Genomic DNA, 24,707 nt, shown 5'->3' on the forward strand with positions numbered 1-24,707 from the left:
GGCCCCGCTCCGCTGCCGATTCTGTCCCATGACTGCTGATCTGTTGCCCGTCCGCCGGGCCCTCCTCTCCGTTTCCGACAAGACCGGTCTGGTCGAGCTGGCCACTGCGCTGGCGGCACGCGGCGTGGAGCTGCTGTCCACCGGCGGCACCGCCAAGGCGATCCGCGATGCCGGCCTGGCCGTGAAGGACGTGGCCGACGTCACCGGCTTCCCGGAAATGATGGACGGCCGGGTCAAGACCCTGCACCCGATGGTGCACGGCGGCCTGCTGGGCCGTTCGGGCCTCGATGATGCGGTGATGGCCGAGCACGGCATCGGCGCCATCGACCTGCTGGTGCTGAACCTGTACCCGTTCGAGTCGGTCACCGCCAAGGCCGATTGCACCCTGGCCGACGCGGTCGAGAACATCGACATCGGCGGCCCGGCCATGCTGCGCTCGGCGGCCAAGAACTTCGCCCGCGTGGCGGTGTCCACCGATCCGTCGCAGTACGCCGAGCTGCTGGCCTCGCTGGAGGCCAACAACGGCCAGCTGTCGGCTGCCACCCGCTTCGCGTTCTCGGTGGCCGCGTTCAACCGCGTCGCCCAGTACGACGCCGCGATCAGCAACTACCTGTCGGCGGTCACCGCCACCGACGCTGCGGTGCCGGCGCGTACCGAGTACCCGGCACAGATGAACTCCACCTTCGTGAAGGTGATGGACCTGCGCTACGGCGAGAACCCGCACCAGAGCGGCGCGTTCTACCGCGACCTGTATCCGGTGCCGGGCACGCTGGCCACCTTCCAGCAGCTGCAGGGCAAGGAACTGAGCTACAACAACCTGGCCGATGCCGACGCGGCGTGGGAATGCGTGCGCCAGTTCGATGCGCCGGCCTGCGTCATCGTCAAGCACGCCAACCCGTGCGGCGTGGCCGTCGGTGCCGGCAACGGCGATGCCTACGAGCTGGCCTACGCCACCGACCCGACCAGCGCCTTCGGCGGCATCATCGCCTTCAACAAGCCGCTGGACGCGGCCACCGCCAAGGTGATCCTGGATCGCCAGTTCGTCGAAGTGCTGATTGCCCCGGACTACGAGCCGGCCGCGCTGGAATACGCACAGAAAAAGGCCAACGTGCGCGTGCTGCGCATCCCGCACGGCGATGGCCTGAACAACTTCGACAGCAAGCGCGTCGGCTCGGGCCTGCTGCTGCAGTCCTCGGACAACCGCGGCATGACCCGCGACGAACTGAAGGTGGTCAGCAAGCTGGCGCCGACCGACAAGCAGTTCACCGACCTGCTGTTCGCCTGGAAGGTGGCCAAGTTCGTGAAGTCCAACGCGATCGTCTATGCCAAGGACAACCGCACCATCGGTGTCGGCGCCGGCCAGATGAGCCGCGTGTACTCGGCGCGCATCGCTGGCATCAAGGCCGCCGATGCGAACCTGGTGGTCGAGGGCTCGGTGATGGCCTCCGACGCCTTCTTCCCGTTCCGCGACGGCATCGACGCAGCCGCTGCCGCCGGCATCAAGGCGGTCATCCAGCCGGGCGGTTCGATGCGCGATGCCGAAGTGATCGCCGCCGCCGATGAACATGGCCTGGCCATGGTGTTCACCGGCGTGCGCCACTTCCGCCACTGATCCTGGAGCGACACGGATGTCCACAGTTTCAATGAAATCGCTGGCCGCCCTCGCCCTCGCGGGTGCGGCCGTACTGGCGGGCTGCAGGCCTGCCGGCGAGCCCAGCGTGGCGCCGAAGGCAGATGCGCCTGCGATGGCCCCCGCCTCACCGGCGCAGCATGTCAGCCGCACCGCACGACTGCAGGCTTTCCTGGTCCAGCGCTACGGCAGCAACGCCACGCTCTCCGCTGAATGGCGCGGCAGCTGGACCGACGATGGCGATACCCATGCGGTGGACTGGCAGGTCTGCGCGGAACAACCGGTGGTGAGCGGGGACAGCTGGCAGCAGTTGTTGGCCGTGTGCGGTGCGCTGGTCGATGGCGCGCACATCGACCCGGGAACCATCGAGTTCTTTGTGCTGCGCCCCAAGGGCGATGGCTTCGAGGTGACCAGCGAACTGACCGGCGAGCGCTTCGGTAGCGGCGGCCAGCCCGGCACCGCCAGCATCATCCGCGCCGGCAGTGACTTCTATGGTTTCCGCGTCGAGGACGGCTGGTTCGGGCAGGGCTTCTCGCTGCTCTCGCAGTCGCTGATCCTGCCGGGCCCGAACGGCCTGGTGGCCAGTGGCAGCGTGCGCAGCCATATCGACAATGACGCCCAGTACGAGTGCGACACGGTCGACGCCAGTACCGACCCGGACACCGCCAATGACTGCCGCACCCGCCGCTTCAGCATCGATTTCGCCCTGCGTTTCGACGACAGCGACCGCAGCGCGCGGGTCTGGCCGCTGCTGATCGACGAAACCGGCACCACCTGCGGTGGCAAGCAGGTCCGGCAGCAACACCGCTTCACCCTGGACCCGAAGACCTGGGCCTATTCCTTCCCCGAATCGCTGCGACGCGAAGGCTGCGAGTGAACCACGCGCGCCGCCGGGGATATCGATCTTCCCTTCCCACGCAATCTGGAATCTCGTGATGAACGTACTTGTCATCGGCTCTGGCGGCCGCGAACACGCCCTGGCATGGAAGCTGGCCCAGTCCTCCCGTGTCACCGAAGTGATCGTGGCGCCCGGCAACGCCGGCACCGCCAGCGAAGACAAGTGCCGCAACGTGGCGGTGAAGGTGACCGATATCGACGGCCTGCTGGCGTTGGCGCAGGCCGAAGGCGTGGCGCTGACCGTGGTCGGCCCGGAAGTGCCGCTGGTGGCCGGTGTGGTCGACCGCTTCCGCGCCGCCGGCCTGCGTATCTTCGGGCCGACCGCCGCTGCCGCGCAGCTGGAAGGCAGCAAGGCCTACGCCAAGGACTTCCTGGCCCGCCACGACATCCCCACCGCGTTCTACGCCGTGCACACCGACGTGGACGCCGCGCTGGCCTACATCCGCGAGAAGGGCGCACCGATCGTGGTCAAGGCCGATGGCCTGGCCGCCGGCAAGGGCGTGATCGTGGCGATGACCCAGGTCGAAGCCGAAGACGCGGTGCGTGACATGCTCTCCGGCAACGCGTTCGGCGATGCCGGTGCCCGCGTGGTCATCGAGGAATTCCTCGACGGCGAGGAAGCCAGCTTCATTTCGATGGTGGACGGCATGCATGCGCTGCCGATGGCCACCTCGCAGGACCACAAGCGCGTCGGCGACGGCGATACCGGCCCGAACACCGGCGGCATGGGCGCCTATTCGCCGGCCCCGGTGGTGACGCCTGAGGTGCATGCACGGGTGATGCGCGAGGTGGTGAATCCCACCGTGCAGGGCATGATCGCCGACGGCATCCCGTTCACTGGCTTTCTCTACGCCGGCCTGATGATCGATGCCAACGGCGCACCGAAGGTGATCGAATTCAACGTGCGCTTCGGCGACCCGGAAACCCAGCCGGTGATGCTGCGCCTGCAGTCGGATCTGGTCGAGCTGGTGGAAGCCGCCATCGACGGCCGCCTGGACCAGGTGGAAGCACACTGGGACGCGCGCCCGTCGCTGGGCGTGGTGCTGGCGGCGAAGCCTTACCCGGAAACGCCGATCACCGGCGATGTGATTTCCGGCCTGGATGATGTGCCGGCCAGTGCCAAGGTGTTCCATGCCGGTACGGCATTGGATGCGCAGGGCCAGGTGGTCAGCGCCGGCGGCCGCGTTCTGTGCGTGGCCGCACTGGGCGACGGCGTGCGCGACGCGCAGGCGAATGCGTATGCAGGCGTGGCCAAGGTGACCTGGGCCAATGAGTTCCACCGCAACGACATCGGCTGGCGGGCGATCGCACGCGAAGAGTGACGGCCGCGCCGCAGCCACGCATGGCGTGGCTCTACTGACACTGGGTAGATCCACGCCATGCGTGGATTGAACGCCTCGGAAAAACAATGGCCCGTCAGAACCGGGCCTTTGCTTTACAGGACTGCTTCGAGTCCCTTCCGATCAATCAGGTTAAGCAACTTCAGTGACGGTCCGCTGGGCTTCTTTTCGCCCTGCTCCCAGCTGCGTACGGTGGAAACGCTGGTATTGAGAACTCCCGCAAAGACCGGCTGACTGAGCTGCAATGACGTACGCAGGGCACGTATCTGGGCACTGCTGTACTCAGGCACCGGCTCAAGGCAAAGCGCTTCGTAGCTGCTCAATCGACGTTTATCGATGAAACCATGCGCGTGCAGACTCACAGCGGCATCATGCACCGCCTCAAGAAGCGCACTTTTCGCGCGCCGTCGCTCAGGGGTCTTCGTCATGGTCGATCTCCTGTAGATCCCCGTACTGCACGGCACGATTCAACTGCGCCGCACTCATTTTCAGGAACTCCGATGCGTACAACTGCAGCGCATCGCGTTCCGCATTCGTGATCGCAGCACGCTCATTCTTCTCGTAGCCGAAAAGTAAGAACCAATGCCCGCCTCGCTGTGTGGCGACGATGATTCGAACGCTCCCACGCTTTCCTCGCCCCGGCAAGGCAACGCGCTTCTTGAAGATTCCGCCGCCAAGATCAGCATCAACCAGACCCGCTTCCATTTCACGTACCGACCGGTACAGCGCAGCCTCGGACAGGGTGGTCCTGCGCATGCTGCGATTGAAACTTCGTGTGCGGAAGACGCGTGGCATGATCATACCGTGCCACTGCGTGGTACGGCGTGAACATCAGCATCCAACACATGATCCGGTCGGCGCAATCACCGCCCTGGCGTCAGAGTAGAGCCACGCCATGCGTGGATGAGAACGCCACCAAAAAGAAAAAGCCCGGCAGTGCCGGGCCTTTTCATTGTTTCAACGCCACCCCGCTTACGCGGTAAACAGCGCCTTCATCTTCTTCAGCGCGTTCGCTTCAACCTGACGGATGCGCTCGGCCGACACGCCGTATTCGTCAGCCAGTTCCTGCAGCGTCACCTTGCTGTCCGCATCCAGCCAGCGGCGGCGGATGATGTCGCGCGAGCGGGCGTCCAGCTCGGCCAGGCCTTCGCGCAGCAGCTGCATCTGGTTGTCTTCGCTGTCGGCACGTTCGTAGGCCATCGACGGGTCTTCGTCGTTGGCGACCAGGAACGCGGCCGGCGACGGCGGCGCGTGCTCGTTGTCCTCATCGGTCGGCGCATCGAAACCGATATCGCGACCTGACAGGCGCGACTCCATTTCCATGACCTCGCGCTCGGACACGTTCAGGTCCTTGGCCACCGCGCTCACTTCAGCCGCGTTCATCCAGCCCAGGCGCGTCTTCGACTTGCGCAGGTTGAAGAACAGCTTGCGCTGCGCCTTGGTGGTGGCGACCTTCACGATGCGCCAATTCTTCAGGATGAACTCGTGCATCTCGGCACGGATCCAGTGCACGGCGAAGGAGACCAGGCGCACGCCCATGTCCGGGTCGAAGCGCTTGACCGCCTTCATCAGGCCGATGTTGCCTTCCTGGATCAGGTCGCCCAGCGCAAGGCCGTAGCCGTTGTAGCCGCGGGCCACGTGCACCACGAAGCGCAGGTGCGAATGCACCAGCTCGCGGGCGGCGTCCAGATCGTTGCCGTCGCGGAAGCGACGGGCCAGGTCCTGTTCGTCATCGACCGACAGCACCGGAATCTGGTGCACGGCACCGATGTAGGCGTCCAGCGAACCGAGCGCACTGGGAATCGGGAGATTGTTTGCCACAAGGGCAGTAGAGGTGTTCTGGCTCATAGGCACCCATCTTAGCAGTCCGGCATTTGGACTGCTAAAGGAGGAAAAAGTTCCAGCATCCTATTGATGCAACACTGGTCCCAAACAGAGCCCTACCGTAGCGCGATTTGATGACAGTGGCGAGCACGCTTTTCGGGATTCACAATCCCTTGGAATTCAATCAATTACCTGCCGGAAACCGGCCGATTCCGGTCAAGCGGAGCTGAACGGGCCGTTCTTGAGGCCCATTCAGGCCAGAAGACGTTGCCGGGTGTTCAGGCCCGAAGGCTGAGGGCCGCACCTTTACTACTAAGAAACCCGTTGACAGCCATCCGGCGACATGCTCCGATGCATCAACTAATTCATACGTAGAAGCGCATGGCCCGCCCTGTCTCGCAGAATCCCACCCCCGCCGAGCAGGCCATCCTCGACATCCTCTGGGACAAGGGCGAAGCGTCCGTCCGCGATGTGGCGGATGTGCTCGGCGAACACAAGCCGGTCGCGTACACCACGGTGCTGACCATGTTCAACGTGCTGGCGAAGAAGGGCTTTGTCAGTCATCGCCAGGAAGGTCGCGCCTACATCTATCACGCCACGCTCAGCCGCGAGCAGGCCCGCCGGCAAGCGCTCGACCATCTGCTGCATCAGTTCTTCGACGGCTCACCGAACGTGCTGGCACAGCACCTGGTGGACGAACGCGAAATCGACCGCAACGAACTGCAGGCACTGCAGCAGCGCATCAGCGATGCCAGGGCCGGGAGGAAGGAATGAACCTCATCGACATGGCGATGGCACTGGGCCTTCGGCAGTTGCTGTTGTCTGCCGTTGTGCTGCTGCCCGCGCTGTGGCTGGCATGGCGGCGGGCCCTCAGTGCCGAACAACGCTCCTGGCTGCTGACCGCCGCGATGGCAGCGGCCCTGCTGTTGCCGCTCAGCGCCTTCCTACCGGGCTGGTCGACCACCCTGCCTGCACCGGCACCGCCCGCCGCCGCGTTCCACCCCCTGCCCGGCGAAGGCGCAACGGCGGGAGAGGCCATCTTCGAAGCTGGACGGCAGCCCGACATCTATTACGTCGAACTACCGAAGGCCCTGCCGACAGTGCTTGCAGTGGTGTGGCTGCTGGGCACCCTGTGGCTGGGCATGCGCCTGCTGGACGCGATGCTGCACGCGCGCCGGCTGCGGCGGCTGGCACAACCGGCGTCCGCCGGACTGCGCGCGGCCCTGGCCGACATCGTGCCCGCCCACGTGACGATCGCCACCTGCGCCGTCGACGGGCCGATGGTGGTCGGCTTGTGGCGCCCGCAGATCCTGCTGCCCCGCCCCTTGCTGGCACGGCTGGACAACAACGTGCTGCGCGACATCGTCCGCCACGAGGTTGCACACCTGGATCGACGCGATCTGTGGACAAGCACGCTGCTGCGGGCGGGAACAGCACTGTTCTGGTGGAATCCACTCCTGCACCTTGCCCAGGCACGCCTGGCGCTACTGCGCGAAATGGCCTGTGATGCACGCGCTGCGATGCAGGCAAGCGAACCGCTGGACTATGCAGGCTCGCTGCTGGCCGGTATCGAACAGCTGCAGGCCCTGCGCGAAGAGGCGCCGACGCTTGCACTGGGCATGTTCAGTGCACGCAGCCAGCTGGCGCAGCGCATCGACCAACTGCTGGACGCCCCGTCGTACGCCCCTCGGCGCCGCAGTCTGTTGATGCTGGGCCTGCTGCTTCTGCTGGCCTGCGTCGGCACCGCGGTGGCTGTCTCACCACGACTGGCCTCACCAGCGGCCAGCACCTCCGATACGCGCGTCAACACTCTGCTCCAGGCCGCCAGCACGCATGACGTCGCGCAGGTCCACGCGTTGGCGGTGGCGGGCGTCGATCTCGATGCGCGCGTGCTCGGCGATGGCACGGCGCTGATCCAGGCCATCCGCGCACGCGATCCGGTGATGGTCGACGCCCTGCTGCAGCTGGGAGCCGACCCTGATCGCGCTGCGCTGGGCGAAGGCAATCCGTTGATCGTCGCCTCCGCGCTGGGCCTGCAACCCATCGTCGAGCAACTGGTGCAGGCCGGTGCAGACGTCAACCGGGTCGTGACCTATGACGAGACGCCGCTGATCAATGCCTCGCGCGAAGGGCACCTGGTCACCGTGCAGTACCTGCTCGCGCACGGCGCCGATATCAACCTGGGGGTGGAAGCCGACGGCTGGCTGGGCCGCTGGCGGACACCGTTGAACCAGGCCGGCACCGCGGCCGTGCGCGATTACCTGCTGACGCAGGGCGCCCGCCGCGAACGACGCTGACTCCGCCGCCGCATCGCCTTCTGCGCTGCGGCGGCAACCTGTTCCACCCGCAACGATCGGACGCGGCAGGCGTACGTGGCAACGCCTGCGCCGATCCCAACCCTCTTCCACTCCCGCAAGGATGTCGATGATGAACCGCCTGTTGCTGTGTTCGCTGCTGGTCTGCCTGACCCCGTTCCACGTGATGGCCACTGACGCCAGCGCTGAAGACGCTGCGCGCTTTGCCCAGGCAATGGCCCATGGCCTGCGCCCCAGCACCGCGCAGCTGGGCGCGGCGCTGCCGCAGTGGTCGATCGAGGGACGCCTTGCCCATTACAAGGTGCCGGGTGCCGCCGTTGCGGTGATCCGCGATGGCAAGGTGGTGTACGCCGCCGGATACGGCCTGCGCCAAGCGGGCACGCACGACGCGGTGGATGCCGATACCGTGTTCTCGGTGGGCTCGGTCAGCAAGATGGGCGCTGCGGCGACCACCCTGAAGCTGGTTGCTGCCGGCAAGGTCTCGCTGGAGGAGAACATCGATCCACGCCTGCGCCGCTGGCATGTGCCTGCCGATGCGCAGGGACTGCACCCGCCGATCAACCTGCGCATGCTGCTGTCGCACACCGCCGGCTTCAATGTGCATGGCTTCCAGGACTACCAGCCCGCCGAACGCTTGCCGACCTTGCTGCAGACACTGGATGGACTGGCGCCTGCAAAGAATGAACCGATACGCCTGATCCACGCGCCCGGCCAGCAGGTCGACTATTCCGGTGGCGGCTACACGGTGGTGCAGCTGGCGATCGAAGACCTGACCGGCAGAGCATTCGCCGACGTCGCACGTCGCGAGGTGTTCGCGCCACTGGGCATGTCCCGCAGCACGTACCAGAGCCCCTTGCCTGCCGGCTACGGCAACGTTGCCCATGCGCACGACAACAAAGGCCTGCCGGAGGCCCTGCCACGCGGCTGGCAGAGCTTTCCGGAACAGGCGGCGTCCGGGCTGTGGACCAGCGCCAACGACATGGGCCTGTTCGTCGCGGCCCTGCTGCGCAGCATCCGCACCAAGGATGGATGGCTGCCGCAGTCATTGGCCCTGCAGATGGTCAGCGAAGTGGCGCCGGCCGGTCGTGGCCTGGGACCGGAGCTGGCCGGCAACGGCGCCAGTCGCCGCTTCTTCCACAATGGCAGCAATGACAGCTATCACGCCGGCATCGAAGGCTACCCGGAGAGCGGCGATGGATTCGTCATCCTGACCAATGGCGACAACGGCCCCGCACTGCGCGGGGAAATCCGCAATGCCCTTTCCGACGCACTCGGCCACAATGCCAAACCAGTCATCCGCACGCTTGACCCGGCGCTTCTGCGCGACAGCTACCCAGGTTTCAGCGGCCACTTCGTACTCGATGGCGCGCTGCCGATGGACGTCCGCGGCGGTCTCGCTGACTGGTTCGAAGCCACGACGTTGGATGTACAGGCAGGCCAAGCGGGACTGGAACTGCGCCTTCCAGGACGGGGCAAGGCCGTCATGCTCCAGGCACTGACCCCTGTCCGCTTCCTCGCCGGCAGCGTAGGTGCGGAGCTGCTGTTCCACCGTGGTGGCGACGGCACGGTCCAAGCCCTCAGCGTGATCGCCGAAGGCGCGCGTGCCTACTATCGGCGCGCGGATATCGCGCCAGCAGCGGGCCATTGATCCATCGCTGGCGGCGCCGGGCTACTGCCCGGCCCGCTCAGAGCGCCGAACGCGGCGGCAGCGACCAGTCGATCGGGGCCTGGCCGCGGCGCTGCAGGTACTCGTTGGCCATCGAGAAATGCTGGCAGCCCAGGAAGCCGCGGTGGGCCGACAGCGGCGACGGGTGCGGCGACTTCAGCACACGGTGGCGGCGGGTGTCGATGACCTTGCCCTTCTTCTGCGCGTACGCGCCCCAGAGCATGAACACCAGGCCGTCGCGTTCGCGGTTGAGCACATCCACCACGTGGTCGGTGAAACCTTCCCAGCCACGCCCCTGGTGGGCACCGGCCTGGCCCTCTTCCACCGTCAGCACGGCATTGAGCAGCAGCACACCGCGCTGCGCCCACGGGATCAGGCAGCCATGGTCCGGACGCGGGATACCGAGATCGCTCTCGATCTCCTTGTAGATGTTCAGCAGCGACGGCGGCACCGGCACTCCGGGCGCCACCGAGAAGCTCAGCCCATGCGCCTGACCGCGGCCGTGGTACGGGTCCTGGCCGAGGATCACCACCTTCACCTGCTCGAACGGCGTGGCATCGAACGCAGCGAAGATCTGCGGGCCGGGCGGGAACACCGCCGCACCGCTGGCCTTGCGCTGGCGCAGGAAGCTGGACAGCTCGCGCATCTGCGGCTGCATCAGGTAATCGCCGACATGCTGCTTCCAGCTCGGCTCGAGCTGGATCGTCGGGGTGCCGGCTACTTCATCAATCATCACGCCACTTCATCGAATCAGGGGTCCATCGTTCAACCGGGCCAGGCGCAGCTGGAACAGCACCTTGGTGACCAGCAGGCGCTCTTCGATCGGCTTGAGCACCAGGTCGTTGGCACCGGACTGCAGCAGCCCGGTCTGGTTGTGCGGGTTGCCATCGCCGGTCATCACCAGCACCGGCAGGCGACGCTTGCCGTAGCCGAAGTCCACGCGCACGCGCTGCACCACGTCGCGACCGCTCAGTTCGCCCTTCAGGGTGACGTCGGTCAGCACCAGGTCGATGCGGTGGCGACTGCGGCCCAGCGACTCGGCAGTGAGCAGGGTGAACGCCTCTTCGGCGCTGACCACGTGCAGCACGTTCAACTGCTGGCGTTCCAGCATGCGCTTGGTAGCCTCGGCGACCACGCGGCTGTCCTCGATGTAGAGGATGGTGGCGCCGGGAATGGTCTGCGGCTGCACGTAGCCGCGGATGAAGGTCGCCAGTGCCTCGTGGCCCAGCGCCTTGTCGAAATAGTCGGTGACGTACTCGGTGAAGCGGCGCTGCTCCAGATGCTGCTGGGCATCGCCGGAGACCACGATCACCGGCACATAGGCCTGGCCTGCGGCTTCGCGGACCATCCGCGCCAGTGCCAGGCCGTCGCCATCACGCAGGGTCAGCGAGGTGGTCACCAGATCCACCGGGCCCTGCGCCAGCGCCAGCTGCGCATCCTCGATGCTGTCGCAGCCGATCACTTCCACGCCCGGCAGGTCGCGCTGCAGGACGTCGGCGATCAGTTTGCGGACCAGCTTTGACCCATCGACCACCATCACCCGCGTCGCGGGCCCTTCAAGGTGCTTCAGCGCTTGCGGTTGCATGCCGGTCTCAGGTGTCGGTCGGGCGGGTCTGGCGAAGGAAATGGCCGGTCACCAGCCACGCGCCCAGCCAGCCCAGCAGCAGTGTGCCGAGCAGGACCAGGCTGCCATGCAGCAGGTCCAGGCCGTGCAGCACGAACGGGCTGCCGTAGCTGCGCGAGAGTTCGGCCAGCGGCACGCGCAAGGCAGCGCCGGCCGCAGCAATCAGGGCCAGCGCCACTGCGCCGGCACCCAGGCCATACCACGCGCCCAGGTACAGGAACGGGCGGCGGATGAAGCCATCACTGGCGCCGAGCAGCTGCAGCACGCCGATCTCTTCGCGGCGGGCCTGGATGTCCAGGCGCACGGTGTTGCCGACCACCAGCGCGGCGCCCACGCCGAGCAGCACCGACAGCACCTGCACCAGCCGCGCACCGAACGCGAGCCAGGCATCCAGGCGCTGGCGCCACAGCGCATCGTGCTGCACCAGGTCGGCCTCGGGCAGGCTTTCCAGCGCGCGCGCCAGGCGCGCGTCGTCCTTGCCCTGGCCGGGGGTGATCACCAGCAGCGAGGGCAGTGGATTGTCGTTGAGTGCATCGATCGCCTCGCCGAGGCCGGCATCGCGCAGTTCCTGCAGGCCCTGCTCGGGCGTGCGCACGTTCACTTCGGCCACGTCATCGCGATCGCGCAGCTGGCCGGCCAGGCGCAGCGCGCCGGGACCATCGACGTTGCCCTTCAGGAACACGTTGATATCGCGCGACTGCTGCACGCTGCCGGCGAACTGCTTGAGGTTGTCCAGCGCGATCGACAGGCCCAGCGGCAGGGCCAGCGCCAGCGCCATGACCATCACCGTCAGCAGGGTCGCCCACGGCTTGCGGCAGGCGCGGCCGAGGCTGAACACCACGCTGTGCACGTGGTGCTGGAACCAGACGCCCACACGCGACGGGGCGGCGGCTTCGCTGTTTTCGTTCTTCGCCATCGATTACTCCGCCAGGTCCTGCGGCGAGATGTCATCCACCAGCCGGCCGTGGTCAAGGATCAGCACGCGCTTGCGCATGCGGCGCAGCAGCGGCAGGTCGTGACTGACCACCAGCACGCTGGTGCCGCGCGCGGGCAGCTCGGCGAACAGGGCCATGATCTCCGCCGCCAGGGTCGGGTCGAGGTTGCCGGTCGGCTCATCGGCCACCAGCAGCTTGGGCTCACCGACAATGGCGCGGGCGATGCCGACGCGCTGCTGCTCACCGGCCGACAGCTGCGAGGGCAGCGCCTTCTCGCGATGGCCCAGGCCCATCCGCTCGAGCACCGAGCGCACACGCTTGTTGATGTCGCTACGGCGGGTGCCGCGCAGGATCAGCGGCAGCGCCACGTTCTCGGCGATGGAGCGGTCCATCAGCAGGCGGTGGTCCTGATAGACCGCCCCCACCGCGCGTCGGTGGCGGGGCACGTCGCCACCGCGCACCTTCAGCAGGTTGCGCTCGTCGAACACCACCGCGCCGCGGCTGGGCCGCTCGTCCAGGTGGATCAACTTGAGCAGGGTGCTCTTGCCCGCACCGGAATGGCCGGTGACGAACAGCATCTCGCCCGGCGCGACCTCGAAGCTGACATCGGTCAGCGCCTCGTGGCCACCGGCGTACTGTTTGCTGACATTGTCGAAGCGCAGGACACTCATGCCCCGATTATGCAGGACCAGCGCGACGGATCGGTAGCGCCATCGGTAGTGCCGGCCGCTGGCCGGCAGCTTTGTGGGTTGCCGGCCAGCGGCCGGCACTACCCTGCCCCATGGGGCACCACCATCGGCCGATCAGCTGCCCGACAGCATCCGGCGGATCTTGCGGCCGATGCGGGTCAGGAACGAATCACCGGTATCGGCCGCGGTGCGCACCGGCTTGGCCACCACCTGCACCGGGGTGACCGGGCTGGCGCCATTGCCGGCCGTGGCCTGCACGCCTTCGGCACCTTCGACCGGACGGCCGTGGCGACGACGACGACGCTTGCGCGGCTTGCGCTCGCCATCCACCGCACCTTCCGGCGCACCTTCGGCACGCGGCGGACGCGGCGGGCGCGGAGCCTGGGCGACAGCGGCTTCAGCACCTTCCACCGGAGCGGCCGCAGCCTGCTCGCCTTCCACGCGCGGCTTGCGCGGGCCACGCGAACGGCGCTCGCCGCTGCGCTCACCGTCGCGGCCACCGCGGCCACCGCCACTGCCGGAACGGCCGCCACTACGGCCACCGCCACGACGCTCTTCCTCGGCGGCGCGGGCTTCGCGCGCTTCCCGGAAGATCTGGCCAACGCTCTCGTTCTCTTCGCCGTCCTCGCCTGCGGCCGGGGCCGGGCGTTCCGGGCGCGGCAGCGCGGTCAGCAGCTCCTTGGTGACCGGCTCGGACGGAATCTTCTGCTCGATGTAGGCCTCGATGTCCGGCAGGCTCATCGCATAGCGTTCGCAGGCGAAGCTGATCGCATCGCCTTCCTCGCCCAGGCGGGCGGTACGGCCGATGCGGTGCACGTAGTCTTCGGCGTCGAACGGCAGGTCGTAGTTGTAGACGTACTTGATGCCGTCGATGTGCAGGCCGCGCGCGGCCACGTCGGTGGCCACCAGGATTTCCAGCTGGCCCTTCTGGAAGCGGTTGAGCAGGCTCTCACGCTTCTTCTGCGGCACGTCGCCGGACAGCACGCCGACGCGGTAACCGGCCTTTTCCAGCGAACGGGCGACGCGCTCGACGAACACCTTGGTGTTGACGAACACCATGGTGCGGGCGCCTTCGCTGCGCGACAGCAGGCCCAGCAGCAGCGGGATCTTCTCTTCGTCGGCCGGGAAGTACAGCTTCTGGCGCACGCGTGCGGCAGTGACCGTCTCGGCTTCGACCACCAGCTTCTGCGGCTCGTTCATGTGCTCGTAGGCCAGCTCCAGCACGCGGTGGCTGAGGGTGGCGCTGAACAGCAGGGTCTGGCGGGTGGTGCGCTCCGGCATGCGGCGCAGCAGGAAGCGGATGTCCTTGATGAAGCCGAGGTCGAACATGCGGTCGGCTTCGTCCAGCACGCAGATCTCGCAGGCGTGCAGCGACACCACCTTGTGCTGCTTGACGTAGTCGATCAGGCGGCCCGGGGTGGCGATGATCACGTCCACGCCCTGCTGCAGCAGCTCGCGCTGCTTGTCGTAATCCACGCCGCCGTAGACCAGGGCGAAGCGCAGGCCCAGGTCGGAACCGAACTTCACCGCATCCTTGTGGATCTGGATGGCCAGCTCGCGGGTCGGGGCGAGGATCAGCGCGCGCGGATCTTCCGGCTTGCGATCGGCCAGCGCCGGACGCGTCAGCAGGCGGTTCACGACAGCGACCAGGAAGGCCAGGGTCTTGCCGGTGCCGGTCTGGGCCTGGCCGGCGACATCACCGCCGGGCAGCGCGACCGGCAGGGTCAGCGCCTGGATCGGGGTGCAGCGGGTGAATCCGGCTCCTTCAAGGCCGGCCTGCAGGGCCGGGTGCAGCTCGAAGGAGGAAAAGGTCAAATCGGTCAGCGGTTTGTCGCTCATGAGTCCGTCTTGGTATGGCCGCCGGCCCGTGGGGCGGCTGGCACTTCATCGTCTAGGGGCACCGTCGCAAACTGCGGCCCCTGCGGCGGGTTGGCAGGCTGGGACCACCCGGTCCGCGCGCCGCACAATGGCCCAGTTTAACGCACTCGGGCCGGCAAACCGGAATGCCCGGTCTCACCGGATGGAGAGACGACGCGCCTTCATCCAGCCACACGGGACTTGAACGACCCCGCCGGTCCCGCTGGTGTCGCCCGCTGCCACCCCCATCTTCGGGAAGACAGTGAAATCCGACACATACCAGGCATCGAAGCGATCACGATACGCTGGGTTCCAGCCGGCGCCTGTCCCCGCCCTGCGATAGGGGTACACTGCCGGCCGTGAGCGTCCAGGCATCCCGCCGAACGCACCGCGGCAGTGCGCCGCGAGGCAACGACGAGGGTCGCGCCACCGGGCATGGCCCAGTTCACCCACCTCCGGCATGGCCGGGTGCAATCCAAGACGAGAAACCAAGATGAGCGACAAGGTTGTACATGTCGGCGACGCCGACTTTGATAGCGCAGTGCTGAATTCCAAGGAACCGGTGCTGGTCGATTTCTGGGCCGAGTGGTGTGGCCCGTGCAAGATGATCGCCCCGGCGCTGGACGAACTGGCCGATGCCTACCAGGGCCGCGCCAAAATCGCCAAGGTCAACGTCGACCACAACCGTGCGCTGGCCGCCAAGTACCACGTGCGTTCGATTCCGTACCTGGTCGTGTTCAAGGACGGCGAGAAGGTCGGCGAGCAGATCGGTGCGGTGGGCAAGGCCCAGCTGGCTGGCCTGCTGGACAAGGCCCTGGCCTGATCCTGCTGTTCTCCGGCAGCCGCCGACCGCGGCTGCCGGCGGGCGCCCCGCGCCCATGATGAATGCTGTTCCCGGCGACCCTTGCGTGGCGCCGCAGGCCGATGATAGTGTCGGCATATCCGGCCGCGTTCGCGTGCCGCACCCTCTGGACGCAGTTTCTTCCAGACCCATTCCCAACGTTCGCCGCCCCAGCCGGGCGCTCGCACCTTCAAGCGAGGAATAACGCTCTTGTCCGATAACACTTCCGAAACCGGCAGCGCCGATGCGCCCGCCGAAAAGCGCGTGCGCAAGCCCCGCGTGAGCAAGGCCGCCGCTCCGGCAGCCGCCGAAACCAGCGCCGCGCCGGCGCAGCCGACCCTGCCGCTGGCCGCCGCGCCCGAGGCACCGGCGGCTGCCCCTGCACCGAGCGCGCCCGCCGCCGAGGCCCCTGCCAGCAGTGGCGGTGGCGAAGGCGGTGAGGGTCGCGAATCCGGCCAGCCGCGCCAGCAGAACCACCAGGGGGGCGGCCAGAACCAGAGCCAGAACCCGTACAACCAGAACGGCCAGCAGGGCCAGGGGCAAGGTCAGGGCAACCGCCGCGACCGCTTCCGCAACCGCCGCGACCGTGACCGCAACAACCGCTTCCGCGACGATGGCCTGCCCAACGACGGCGGCGAGCAGCAGCCGTTCGTGCCGCGCCCGCACGCCAACGTGCCCGAGGGCTTCCCGGTCTACTCGCTGAGCGACCTCAAGCGGATGCCGGCACAGAAGCTGCTGGAAATCGCCGAGCAGCTGCAGATCTCCGAAGGCGTGGCACGCGCCCGCAAGCAGGATGTGATCTTCGCCCTGCTGAAGGTACTGACCCGCCACGGTGACGGCGTCGCCGCCGACGGCGTGCTGGAAATCCTGCCGGACGGCTTCGGCTTCCTGCGCGCGGCTGAAGCCAGCTACCTGGCCGGCCCGGACGACACCTACATCTCGCCCAGCCAGATCCGCCGCTTCAACCTGCGCACCGGCGACCACATCTCCGGCCGCATCCGCTTCCCGAAGGACGGCGAGCGCTACTTCGCGCTGAACATCGTCGACACCATCAACGGCGAGCCGATCGAAGCGTCGAAGAACAAGGTGCTGTTCGAGAACCTGACCGCACTGTTCCCGCGCCGCCGCTTCACCCTGGAGCGCGGCAACGGTTCGTCGGAAGACATCACCGGCCGCATCCTCGACCTGATGGCCCCGCAGGGCAAGGGCCAGCGCTCGCTCATCGTGTCGCAGCCGAAGGCCGGCAAGACCATGATGATGCAGCAGGTCGCCACCGCCATCACCACCAACCATCCGGACGTGCACCTGATCGTGCTGCTGATCGACGAGCGCCCGGAAGAAGTGACCGAAATGCAGCGCACGGTGCGCGGCGAGGTCATCAGCTCGACCTTCGACGAGCCGGCCGCGCGCCACGTGCAGGTGGCCGAAATGGTCATCGAGCGCGCCAAGCGCCTGGTCGAGCACAAGAAGGACGTGGTGATCCTGCTCGACTCGATCACCCGCCTGGCCCGCGCCTACAACAACGTGGTGCCGAGCTCGGGCAAGGTGCTGACCGGTGGTGTGGACGCCAACGCCCTGCATCGCCCGAAGCGCTTCTTCGGTGCCGCGCGCAACGTGGAAGAAGGCGGCAGCCTGACCATCATCGCCACCGCGCTGGTCGACACCGGCTCGAAGATGGACGAGGTGATCTACGAAGAGTTCAAGGGCACCGGCAACAGCGAAGTGCACCTGAGCCGCCGTATCGCTGAAAAGCGCGTGTTCCCGGCCATCGACATCAACCGTTCCGGCACCCGCCGCGAAGACCTGCTGATCGAGCCGGAGCTGCTGCAGAAAATCTGGATCCTGCGCAAGCTGCTGCATCCGATGGATGAAATGGCCGCGATGGAGTTCCTGCTCGACAAGATGAAGAACACCAAGTCCAACGACGAGTTCTTCGGTTCGATGAAGCGCTGATCCACGGCATTGCATCGAAAAGAACCTGCCGCTCGCTGCGGCAGGTTTTTTTTTACCTGCAGGGCGACGCACTTCACTTCGCTGGCGCCCGCTTTTGGCGATAATCCGCGCGATACCCTGCCCGGCCCCCGTGGGCCCTGCCACCGATTCCCGCTGTCGCCCCTTCCGGAGAACCGGTCGGGTCCAGCCTCCTGCCGGATCCGTCGACGCATGCGAACGCTGTCTCCCCGCCTCAACCTGGGCAAGCTGATCCTCGCCCTGGCCCTGCTCAGCGCCATCATCGCGCTGGCCAACACCCTGCTGGCCAGCTACCGGGTGCAGCGCGACCAGCTGGTCGGCAATACCCTGGAAGCCAACCGCGTCTACGCCACCAAGCTGGCCGAGACCACCCAGAACTTCCTGCTGGCCGCGCAGCAGCAGCTGGCCTATGCCGCGACCCGCCTGGGCGAGGACGACCTTGATCCGAAGCAGGCCCAGGATGAAGCCAGCCGCCTGCAGCTGCAGTCCAGCAGCTTCAACTCCTCACTGGTGGTGGACGCCGACGGCCTGGTGATCGCCACCTCGCCGCAGACCCTGCAGCTGCAGGGTGAGGTCCTGCACAGTGTCGGCAACAACGCGGCACTGGCGGCGCGCCAGCCGATGATCAGCGATCCCTACCAATCGGCCACCGGCAAGCTGCTGGTGTCGCTGTCGCACCCGATCTTCGACCGCCAGGGCCGCTATCGCGGCTATGTCAGCGGCACCCTGTACCTGCGCCAGCGCAGTGCACTGCACACGCTGCTGGGCAAGCACTACTACCGCGACGGTTCCTACCTGTACGTGGTGGACCACAATGGCCGCCTGCTGTACCACGCCGATGGCAAGCGGGTGGGTGACTACGTGGTCGGCAACCCGGCGGTGAAGGCCGTGGTGCGCGGAGAACGGGGCGCACAGCAGGTACGCAACAACCGCGGCGTGTCGATGCTGGCCGGCTATGCACCGGTGGCGGCCACCGGCTGGGGCATCATCGCGCAGCGCCCGACCGAGGCCACCCTGCAGCCGCTGTCGCGGTTGATGACCGCAGTGATCTGGAATGCGATTCCACTCGGCCTGCTGTCGCTGCTGGTCACCTGGTGGTTCGCGCGCCGCATTTCGATGCCCCTGTGGCAACTGGCGCGCAACGTGCAGGGCGGCGAGGACACCGGCAACGCGATCAACCACGTCAGCGGCATCCGCGCCTGGTACTTCGAGGTCGCCCAGCTCAAACAGGCGGTGCTGCACAGCTTCAATGCGCTGCAGGATCGTATCGGCACGCTCAACCGTGCCAGCCGCACCGACCCGCTGACCGGCCTGCTCAACCGCCGCGGGCTGCAGCAGGCGCTGGATGCGCTGCAGGTGCAGGGCATTCCGTTCGCGATCCTGGCGCTGGACATCGATCGCTTCAAGTCGATCAACGACAGTTACGGGCATGACGTCGGCGACAACGCCATCGTCCACATCGCCGACCAGATGCGCCGCTACTCGCGCGACAGCGACATCCTCTGCCGCGCTGGCGGCGAGGAGTTCCTGCTGCTGCTGCCGGGCATCAGTACTGAATCGGCCCGCCAGGCCGGTGAACGCCTGCGCCAGCACATCGCCGACCATCCGTTCGAACCGGTCGGCACCATCACCGTATCGCTGGGCGTGGCCCACTTCCCCAGCTTCCATGTCGACGCAGAACAGGCGCTGCGGCTGGCCGACAAGGCGCTGTACATGGCCAAGGAACAGGGCCGCAACCGGGTGGTGGTCTACCCGTATGCCGACTGACGCGGAGCCGGGCTGCCCGGCTCCGCAGCGGGTCTCAGCCCTGCGCCAGCGGGGTCAGCAGGCGCAGGCCGCGCTTGGCGCCGTCCACCATGTAGACGCCGCCTTCCGGCAGCAGATCGCTGCCGACCTGCTCGACCGGGTCCGCCTCGCGCCACGGGACGGTCTGCCGCGGCCCCGGAATGAAGGCGCGCCAGCGGCCATAGCGTTCCGCCACTGCATTGGGATCATTGTTCAGGGCGAAGTTCACCGGGATGCGAACCGTCCAGCTGTCCCGGGTGCTGTCCTCGCCGGTGGTCGGCGGCTTGAAGGTCCACGTGCGGGCGGTGCTGACACTGGCTCTGGCCAGGATGTCGCGCATCTTCGCCAGGGTCCGCTCAGGTGCGACCACGGCCATGTTCACCTGCTCGGCGGCCACATCGGCCACTGTTCCGTCACGGGCCACCTTGACCAACAGCAGCACCTCACCCTGGCCACCGTTACGGTAGGCCGCTTCCGGGTAGCGCGGCGGCGTCATGTGCAGCTGGGTCACCGAATCGGTAGCCTTCGGATCGTACTCGCTGAAGTCGACACTGGTCATGCTGATTTCATAACCGCCATCGGCCGCAGCCTTGCCGCGCAGGCGAACGCGCAAAGGGGCCCGCGTGGCCACCGCCTGGCCATCGCGCAGCGTGGGCTCGAAGCGCCAGCCACCGATGGTGCCTTCCACGAAGGAGGCGATGCTCGGGGCCACCATGGCTTTCTGGTCCAGCACCAGCGAACGGACCGCGCCCTCCGGCGTGACCTCGATATGACCGGACAGCACCATGCTCATTTCCGCAGTCGCACGTACAGCACGTGCGGTCTGCGCAGTGGCATCGCCTGCAAGCAGGGGGGCGCCGGCACCTACGGCCAGCGCGAGGGCGAGAAACAGTGGGGAACGCATCATTGCCGGATCCTTGGTGATGAACGGCGAGCCTATCCCAGTCCCAGCCGCCATGACAGCCGGTTCACGCCAGCCGGTGTGCGCCCGCGTAGGGCGGCGTGTCCGGATAATCACCCCGGGCGAAGCGTTCCTGCAGGCCCTGCCACCAGCCCGGGTCGAACAGGTGCCGGTAGTGCTCGCGCACGGCTGCCAGCTCCGCAGCGGGCAGGCCCATGAACGGACCGAAGCGCTCGGGAAACACGTCGCGCGGGCCGACATGGAACCAGGGCTCGTCGGCCATCGCTTCCTCCGGCGTGCGTGGCTGCGGCCAGGCGCGGAACACGCAGTCGCTGACCAGGCACAGCTCGTCATAGTCATAGAACACGGCCCGGCCGTGCCGTGACACACCGAAGTTCTTCGGCAGCATGTCGCCGGGGAAGATGTTGTTGCGCGCCATGTCGGTGATGGCCTGCGCGTAGTCGAGCACCGCCGCGCGCACCGCCTCGCCGGACTGCTCGCGCAGGTACAGGTTCAAAGGACGGAAACGACGTTGCACATAGCACAGTGCGACTTCGACCTCGTCGCCATCGACACGTACGCTCTGCGCGCACTGCTGCAGCAGCTCTTCCAGCAGGGCCGGCGCGAAGCGCTCGCGCGGGAAACGCAGGTGGCGATAAGGCTGCGCATCAAGCAGGCGGCCGACACGATCGAGATTGAACACCAGCGCGTACTTCTCTTCCACCTGCTGCCGCGACATTGCCTTGGGCCAGGCGAAACGGTCGCGGATCAGCTTGAACACCAATGGATAACTGGGCAGGGTGAACACCGCCATGACCATGCCCGGCGTGCCTTCGGCATGCACCAGCCGTTCCTGCGGATGCTCGTTGAAGTGTCGGAAGAAGGTTCGGTAGCGCTCGGTCTTGCCCTGCTTGGCACGTCCCAGCACCGTGTAGATCTCGTCGATCGGCTTGCCCGGCAGCAGGCTGCGCAGGAACACCACCGCGTCGCCCACGGTGCCCAGGTCAGCCTGGAAGTAGCTGCGCGACACGCCAAACAGATGGGCGACATCACGGCGCCGGGTCAGCACCGCATCGGCACGCAGGCCGCGCGCATCGTTGACCAGGGCAATCACGCATGGCGAAAAGCGATGCTCGCCGAACACGCGGCCAACCAGGTAAGCGCGGCGCTCGCGGTAGAACACCGTGTCGAGCAGTTCGATGCTGCGTACCGGCGTGTCCCCCCAATGGGCGAGATCGTCCTGCAGGCGCACGGCGATGGCCGCCGCACAACGCAGCTGGTGCGCATAGGGGATGTCGAAGCGGTAGTCGGCCAGCACGCGTTGCAGGGCCTCCACCGGCCGCGTCGGCGAGACCGCGTAGGTATGCCGCGCGACCGGATGGGTGATTGCATCGGAGGGCTCGACGTCAAAAGCAATGAATTCCAGCGCCGGGTCCACGCCGCGGGTAGCGAACAGGCGCCGCGACAGCGTGTTGTAGAAGGTCTTGTACAGCTCGGCGTCGATCAGGCCCTGCAGCAGCGCGCTGTACTGCGCGTGCACCTGCAGCCACAGCGCACGCTCGCCGATCGCGTCACCGGCGAGGCGGCGCAACGCATCCATCTGCTCGGCGATGCACAGGTCGTACAGGGCGATGCGCTCGACCGCATCCTGTCGCGCACCAGCCCAATCGCGCTGCTCGAAGCGCTGCCGCGCCCGCGCGGTGATCGCCGCGAAGCGGGCATGGTACTGCTCGAAACCATCGCGGATGGCACCGGCGATACGCGGCGCCAGTACGGTTGCGATGACAGGCTCTGACATGCACGGCGTACCCGGGGAGGACCGTCTCCACCATACGCTGGCGTGTGTGATGCCGTCGAGCGCAGAGGTAGTGCCGGCCGCTGGCCGGCAACCCCTGGACCGCCGATGGATCCATGCAGATGCCGGCCAGTGGCCGGCACTACCGGCTCAGATCGCCAGTTCGGCCTCTACGTCCTGCACCTTGCGCCGCGCCAGCGCCAGGTTGGATTTGGTCCGGTCCAGCACGATGTAGAAGAACAGGCCCTTCTTCTTCGCCACCGGGCGCATGATGTGGTACGCCTTGCCCAGCGAGATCAGGATGTCCTCGATGCTGTCGTTGAGGTTCAGCGACGCGGCGGTCTTCATCTTGGCGCGGATCACTTCAGTGTTGCCGGCGGCGGCCACTTCCATGTCCATGCCGGCACCGGCTTCGCCAAGCAGCATGCCGCTTTCGTAGTCGACCAGCGCCACTGCCTGCGCGCCGTCGATGCCCATCAGTGCGTTCAACGATTCATTCAATCCAGCCACGTCGCACCCCTTGTCGATGTTGGTTCGAGCCCCTCGTTCCCCTGCGGCCGGGCTCACGATCCGCCGAGTTCGGCCAGGATCGCCTGGCCACATTCCCTGCTCTGCCACAGCACCTGGCCGATCACGCTGCGCTGGTCGCAGGCCGCCATCAGCAGCAGCGGTGCGCGCCCTTCAGCCTGGATCGCCAGCATCAGCACCTTGCCGCCCGCGGCCTCCAGCATCAGCGTCTGCAGATCGCCCAGCAGCAGTTCGCGGCCAACTGCCGCGGCCAGCGCCAGCATCGCGCTGGTCATCGCCGCCAGCCGCTCACCGCGCCCTTGGGCCCCGGCACTGACCAGGGCGAAGCCATCGACACTGGCCAGCACCACCGTGCGCACGCCTTCCACGCGCTGCTGCAGGTCCTGCAGCAGCGGCTGCAGGCGCTCACGCTGACCGGCATCGGGCAGTACCGCCATCTGCCCGTCAGCCATGCGCCGCCACCAGTGCGTGCGCTTCCATTTCGCTCATCAGTACATCCATCAGCAGCAGTCCCTGTTCGCGGTCACGGGCATCCACGGCGAGCAGCGGCAGCGGCTGCTCGTCAAGGCAGGCACGGGCGGCCCAGTCATCCAGTGCGGCCTGCGGTGCCTGGTCCAGGTGGGTGACCGCCACCACCAGTGCCAAGGATGATGCGAACGGCTGCAGCACCTGCAGGTAGTCCTCCAGCTCGCTGGCCAGCCCGGCACGACGCGCATCCAGCAGCAGCACCGCGCCACGCGCGCCCTGCAGCAGGATCGGCCACAGGAAATCGAAACGCTGCTGGCCGGGTGTTCCGTATAACCGCAGGCGTTCGCCATTGGGCAGGTCGATGTCTGCGTAGTCCAGCGCCACGGTGGTGGACGCTTTGTCGGCGCCAAGGCGATCACTGTTGGCCACATCCGTGTCGACCACCGCGCCAACCGCGATGCTGCGTACCAGGGTCGACTTGCCGCTGCCCATGCCGCCCAGCACCACCACCTTGTGCTCACGCATTGCGTTCGCTCCCGCGCAGGTGCCGCCACAGGCGGGCAAGCAGGCCGTTGTCGGTGCGGGTGCCACCTGTCGCCATCAGCGGCGTCGCCGGTGCAGTCTGCAGCTGCGCGTAGCCGCACAGGTAGGCGGCATGGATGAAATCGCGTACCGCCGCAGCCGGCAACTCAAGCAGCATCACGCACTCGTCAACCGTGCACGCGCGCTTGAGCAGCAGCGAACACAGGCGGAAGCCATCATGGTCGTGACCCAGTACGCGGAAGTCCGGCCAGCGCAGCAGCTTCACTGAAGCGCCACGCAGGCGTTCGTCCAATGCCTGCCAATGGCGGCTGCGCTGTGCCCACTGCCACAGCAGCGGTCGCAGTGGCTGGCGTGGCCGCTCACCGGCCAGCGCCTGCAGGCGTGCGGGTGTCAGCGCATCCAGTTGCAGGCGTTCGAAGGCATCGGCCAGACGCTCCACCAGCGCCGCAGCCGGTTCCTGCAGCAGCACGGCCTGGTCGTGCTCCAGATCCATCAGCAGCAGAGGCTCGCCCGCATCACTCAACAGTGCCTGCCCCTGTCGCAGCGGCAGCCGCTCGCGCAGCAGTCGGGTGATGGCATGCGCACCATCGGCCAGACGGATCGGTGCGGGTGCGTGCATGGCCATGGGCTCCGGTGCCAACTGCATGCGGCGCAGCGCGCGGCCGATGGCACCATCGTCAAGCACGTCCTGATGCCCGTCGCCATCACGCAGCTGGCCGCCGATGTCCTCGATCCAGCACTGCAGTCGCGGACGCTGCTGACGCATGCGCTGGGCCGCGTTGCGCAGCGCCGGCGTATCGCGGATGACCAGCAGATCGCAATCATCCAGGTCCTGGCTGCGGCGGATCTGGCCGTCCGGCAGGGCCGATGCCAGGCGCAGCCGCTGCAGCAGGGCCTGCTCGCCCTGGATGTCGGTTCCCACTACCAGCACGCGTGCCATCCGTGTTCCCCGTGCGGCCACCTCCCCGGTGGCCTCGCGTCGCCAAGGCTAGGGCATCGCCAGCGGCAGCCGTCGTGATCGACTGCTCAGATCGAGGGCGGTTGAAGGCTGTCTCCTATCCGTTCTGCGACGGCCATCGCGGGCAAGTTTCATGCCCC

23 protein-coding genes are annotated in these 24,707 nt (G+C 67.1%); 9 read left to right on the forward strand and 14 right to left on the reverse strand.

Annotation, left to right across the window (positions count from 1 at the left end; translation table 11 throughout):
- Positions 1–28: 28 nt before the first annotated feature.
- Genes purH through purD form a run of 3 tightly spaced genes read left to right on the forward strand, consistent with a single transcriptional unit; the run spans position 29 to position 3,849 of the window.
- Entirely contained in the window at positions 29–1,612 is a 1,584-nt protein-coding gene (purH, locus tag ACZK2V_RS21060; protein WP_049423484.1) for a bifunctional phosphoribosylaminoimidazolecarboxamide formyltransferase/IMP cyclohydrolase, read from the forward strand.
- A gap of 16 nt (positions 1,613–1,628) precedes the next feature.
- Positions 1,629–2,507 (forward strand): hypothetical protein, encoded by an 879-nt coding sequence (locus ACZK2V_RS21065; protein WP_189720132.1) that lies wholly within the window; start codon positions 1,629–1,631, stop codon positions 2,505–2,507.
- 58 nt (positions 2,508–2,565) lie between these two features.
- Entirely contained in the window at positions 2,566–3,849 is a 1,284-nt protein-coding gene (purD, locus tag ACZK2V_RS21070; RefSeq protein ID WP_189720133.1) for a phosphoribosylamine--glycine ligase, read from the forward strand.
- Between the two features lie 113 nt (positions 3,850–3,962).
- Here the strand turns inward: purD and ACZK2V_RS21075 are convergent, their stop codons facing one another.
- The 3 genes from ACZK2V_RS21075 to rpoH all read right to left on the reverse strand — a co-directional run bounded on the left by ACZK2V_RS21075 (position 3,963) and on the right by rpoH (position 5,715).
- Complete coding sequence (locus ACZK2V_RS21075) at positions 3,963–4,295, reverse strand: helix-turn-helix domain-containing protein (RefSeq protein WP_019338970.1); 333 nt, start codon at positions 4,293–4,295, stop codon at positions 3,963–3,965.
- Positions 4,279–4,662 carry a type II toxin-antitoxin system RelE/ParE family toxin gene (locus tag ACZK2V_RS21080; protein WP_486322765.1) on the reverse strand — a complete coding sequence of 128 codons (384 nt, stop codon included), beginning with the start codon at positions 4,660–4,662 and terminating at the stop codon, positions 4,279–4,281. Before ACZK2V_RS21080 ends, ACZK2V_RS21075 begins: the two co-directional genes overlap by 17 nt.
- Before the next feature lie 177 nt (positions 4,663–4,839).
- On the reverse strand, positions 4,840–5,715 hold the full coding sequence (gene rpoH, locus ACZK2V_RS21085; RefSeq protein ID WP_006473441.1) for an RNA polymerase sigma factor RpoH: 876 nt from the start codon (positions 5,713–5,715) through the stop codon (positions 4,840–4,842).
- Positions 5,716–6,072: 357 nt separating this feature from the next.
- On the opposite strand from rpoH, the gene ACZK2V_RS21090 reads away from it, so the two are divergent.
- From ACZK2V_RS21090 to ACZK2V_RS21100, 3 genes are all read left to right on the forward strand, one after another.
- Positions 6,073–6,465 (forward strand): BlaI/MecI/CopY family transcriptional regulator, encoded by a 393-nt coding sequence (locus ACZK2V_RS21090; RefSeq protein ID WP_032129544.1) that lies wholly within the window; start codon positions 6,073–6,075, stop codon positions 6,463–6,465.
- Positions 6,462–7,988 (forward strand): M56 family metallopeptidase, encoded by a 1,527-nt coding sequence (locus ACZK2V_RS21095; RefSeq protein ID WP_458075278.1) that lies wholly within the window; start codon positions 6,462–6,464, stop codon positions 7,986–7,988. The genes ACZK2V_RS21090 and ACZK2V_RS21095 overlap by 4 nt, the downstream gene beginning before the upstream one ends.
- A gap of 130 nt (positions 7,989–8,118) precedes the next feature.
- Positions 8,119–9,654 carry a serine hydrolase domain-containing protein gene (locus ACZK2V_RS21100; RefSeq protein WP_486322766.1) on the forward strand — a complete coding sequence of 512 codons (1,536 nt, stop codon included), beginning with the start codon at positions 8,119–8,121 and terminating at the stop codon, positions 9,652–9,654.
- Between the two features lie 37 nt (positions 9,655–9,691).
- Here the strand turns inward: ACZK2V_RS21100 and ung are convergent, their stop codons facing one another.
- The 5 genes from ung to rhlB all read right to left on the reverse strand — a co-directional run bounded on the left by ung (position 9,692) and on the right by rhlB (position 14,759).
- Entirely contained in the window at positions 9,692–10,405 is a 714-nt protein-coding gene (ung, locus tag ACZK2V_RS21105) for a uracil-DNA glycosylase (protein WP_049400766.1), read from the reverse strand.
- 9 nt (positions 10,406–10,414) lie between these two features.
- Entirely contained in the window at positions 10,415–11,257 is an 843-nt protein-coding gene (locus ACZK2V_RS21110; RefSeq protein ID WP_032129540.1) for a response regulator, read from the reverse strand.
- A 7-nt stretch (positions 11,258–11,264) separates the two neighbouring features.
- Positions 11,265–12,212 carry a permease-like cell division protein FtsX gene (gene ftsX, locus ACZK2V_RS21115; RefSeq protein WP_010481047.1) on the reverse strand — a complete coding sequence of 316 codons (948 nt, stop codon included), beginning with the start codon at positions 12,210–12,212 and terminating at the stop codon, positions 11,265–11,267.
- A 3-nt stretch (positions 12,213–12,215) separates the two neighbouring features.
- Complete coding sequence (gene ftsE, locus ACZK2V_RS21120; RefSeq protein WP_032129538.1) at positions 12,216–12,902, reverse strand: cell division ATP-binding protein FtsE; 687 nt, start codon at positions 12,900–12,902, stop codon at positions 12,216–12,218.
- 132 nt (positions 12,903–13,034) lie between these two features.
- Positions 13,035–14,759 carry an ATP-dependent RNA helicase RhlB gene (gene rhlB / locus ACZK2V_RS21125; RefSeq protein ID WP_486322767.1) on the reverse strand — a complete coding sequence of 575 codons (1,725 nt, stop codon included), beginning with the start codon at positions 14,757–14,759 and terminating at the stop codon, positions 13,035–13,037.
- Positions 14,760–15,270: 511 nt separating this feature from the next.
- Between rhlB and trxA the strand changes: the two genes are divergently transcribed.
- The 3 genes from trxA to ACZK2V_RS21140 all read left to right on the forward strand — a co-directional run bounded on the left by trxA (position 15,271) and on the right by ACZK2V_RS21140 (position 19,356).
- Positions 15,271–15,600, forward strand: a complete 330-nt coding sequence (gene trxA, locus ACZK2V_RS21130; protein WP_005411275.1) for a thioredoxin — start codon at positions 15,271–15,273, stop codon at positions 15,598–15,600.
- Between the two features lie 228 nt (positions 15,601–15,828).
- Entirely contained in the window at positions 15,829–17,571 is a 1,743-nt protein-coding gene (rho, locus tag ACZK2V_RS21135; RefSeq protein ID WP_486322768.1) for a transcription termination factor Rho, read from the forward strand.
- Positions 17,572–17,781: 210 nt separating this feature from the next.
- A complete protein-coding gene (locus ACZK2V_RS21140) occupies positions 17,782–19,356 on the forward strand; it encodes a sensor domain-containing diguanylate cyclase (RefSeq protein WP_071229348.1) in 1,575 nt (524 codons plus the stop codon).
- Between the two features lie 34 nt (positions 19,357–19,390).
- Here the strand turns inward: ACZK2V_RS21140 and ACZK2V_RS21145 are convergent, their stop codons facing one another.
- From ACZK2V_RS21145 to ACZK2V_RS21170, 6 genes are all read right to left on the reverse strand, one after another.
- Positions 19,391–20,281: an energy transducer TonB gene (locus tag ACZK2V_RS21145; protein ID WP_032130286.1), complete on the reverse strand. Its 891-nt coding sequence runs from the start codon at positions 20,279–20,281 to the stop codon at positions 19,391–19,393.
- Positions 20,282–20,342: 61 nt separating this feature from the next.
- Positions 20,343–22,073, reverse strand: a complete 1,731-nt coding sequence (gene aceK / locus ACZK2V_RS21150; RefSeq protein WP_032130285.1) for a bifunctional isocitrate dehydrogenase kinase/phosphatase — start codon at positions 22,071–22,073, stop codon at positions 20,343–20,345.
- Between the two features lie 147 nt (positions 22,074–22,220).
- Positions 22,221–22,580, reverse strand: coding sequence for a hypothetical protein (locus tag ACZK2V_RS21155; RefSeq protein ID WP_005419760.1), 360 nt, complete (start codon positions 22,578–22,580; stop codon positions 22,221–22,223).
- 53 nt (positions 22,581–22,633) lie between these two features.
- A complete protein-coding gene (locus ACZK2V_RS21160) occupies positions 22,634–23,050 on the reverse strand; it encodes a roadblock/LC7 domain-containing protein (protein ID WP_201117502.1) in 417 nt (138 codons plus the stop codon).
- Positions 23,043–23,591 (reverse strand): GTP-binding protein, encoded by a 549-nt coding sequence (locus tag ACZK2V_RS21165; RefSeq protein WP_164227495.1) that lies wholly within the window; start codon positions 23,589–23,591, stop codon positions 23,043–23,045. The genes ACZK2V_RS21160 and ACZK2V_RS21165 overlap by 8 nt, the downstream gene beginning before the upstream one ends.
- On the reverse strand, positions 23,584–24,549 hold the full coding sequence (locus ACZK2V_RS21170; protein WP_197573089.1) for a hypothetical protein: 966 nt from the start codon (positions 24,547–24,549) through the stop codon (positions 23,584–23,586). Before ACZK2V_RS21170 ends, ACZK2V_RS21165 begins: the two co-directional genes overlap by 8 nt.
- Positions 24,550–24,707: the final 158 nt, after the last annotated feature.

The sequence above is a fragment of the Stenotrophomonas sp. 93052_Sma genome, assembly GCF_056481145.1.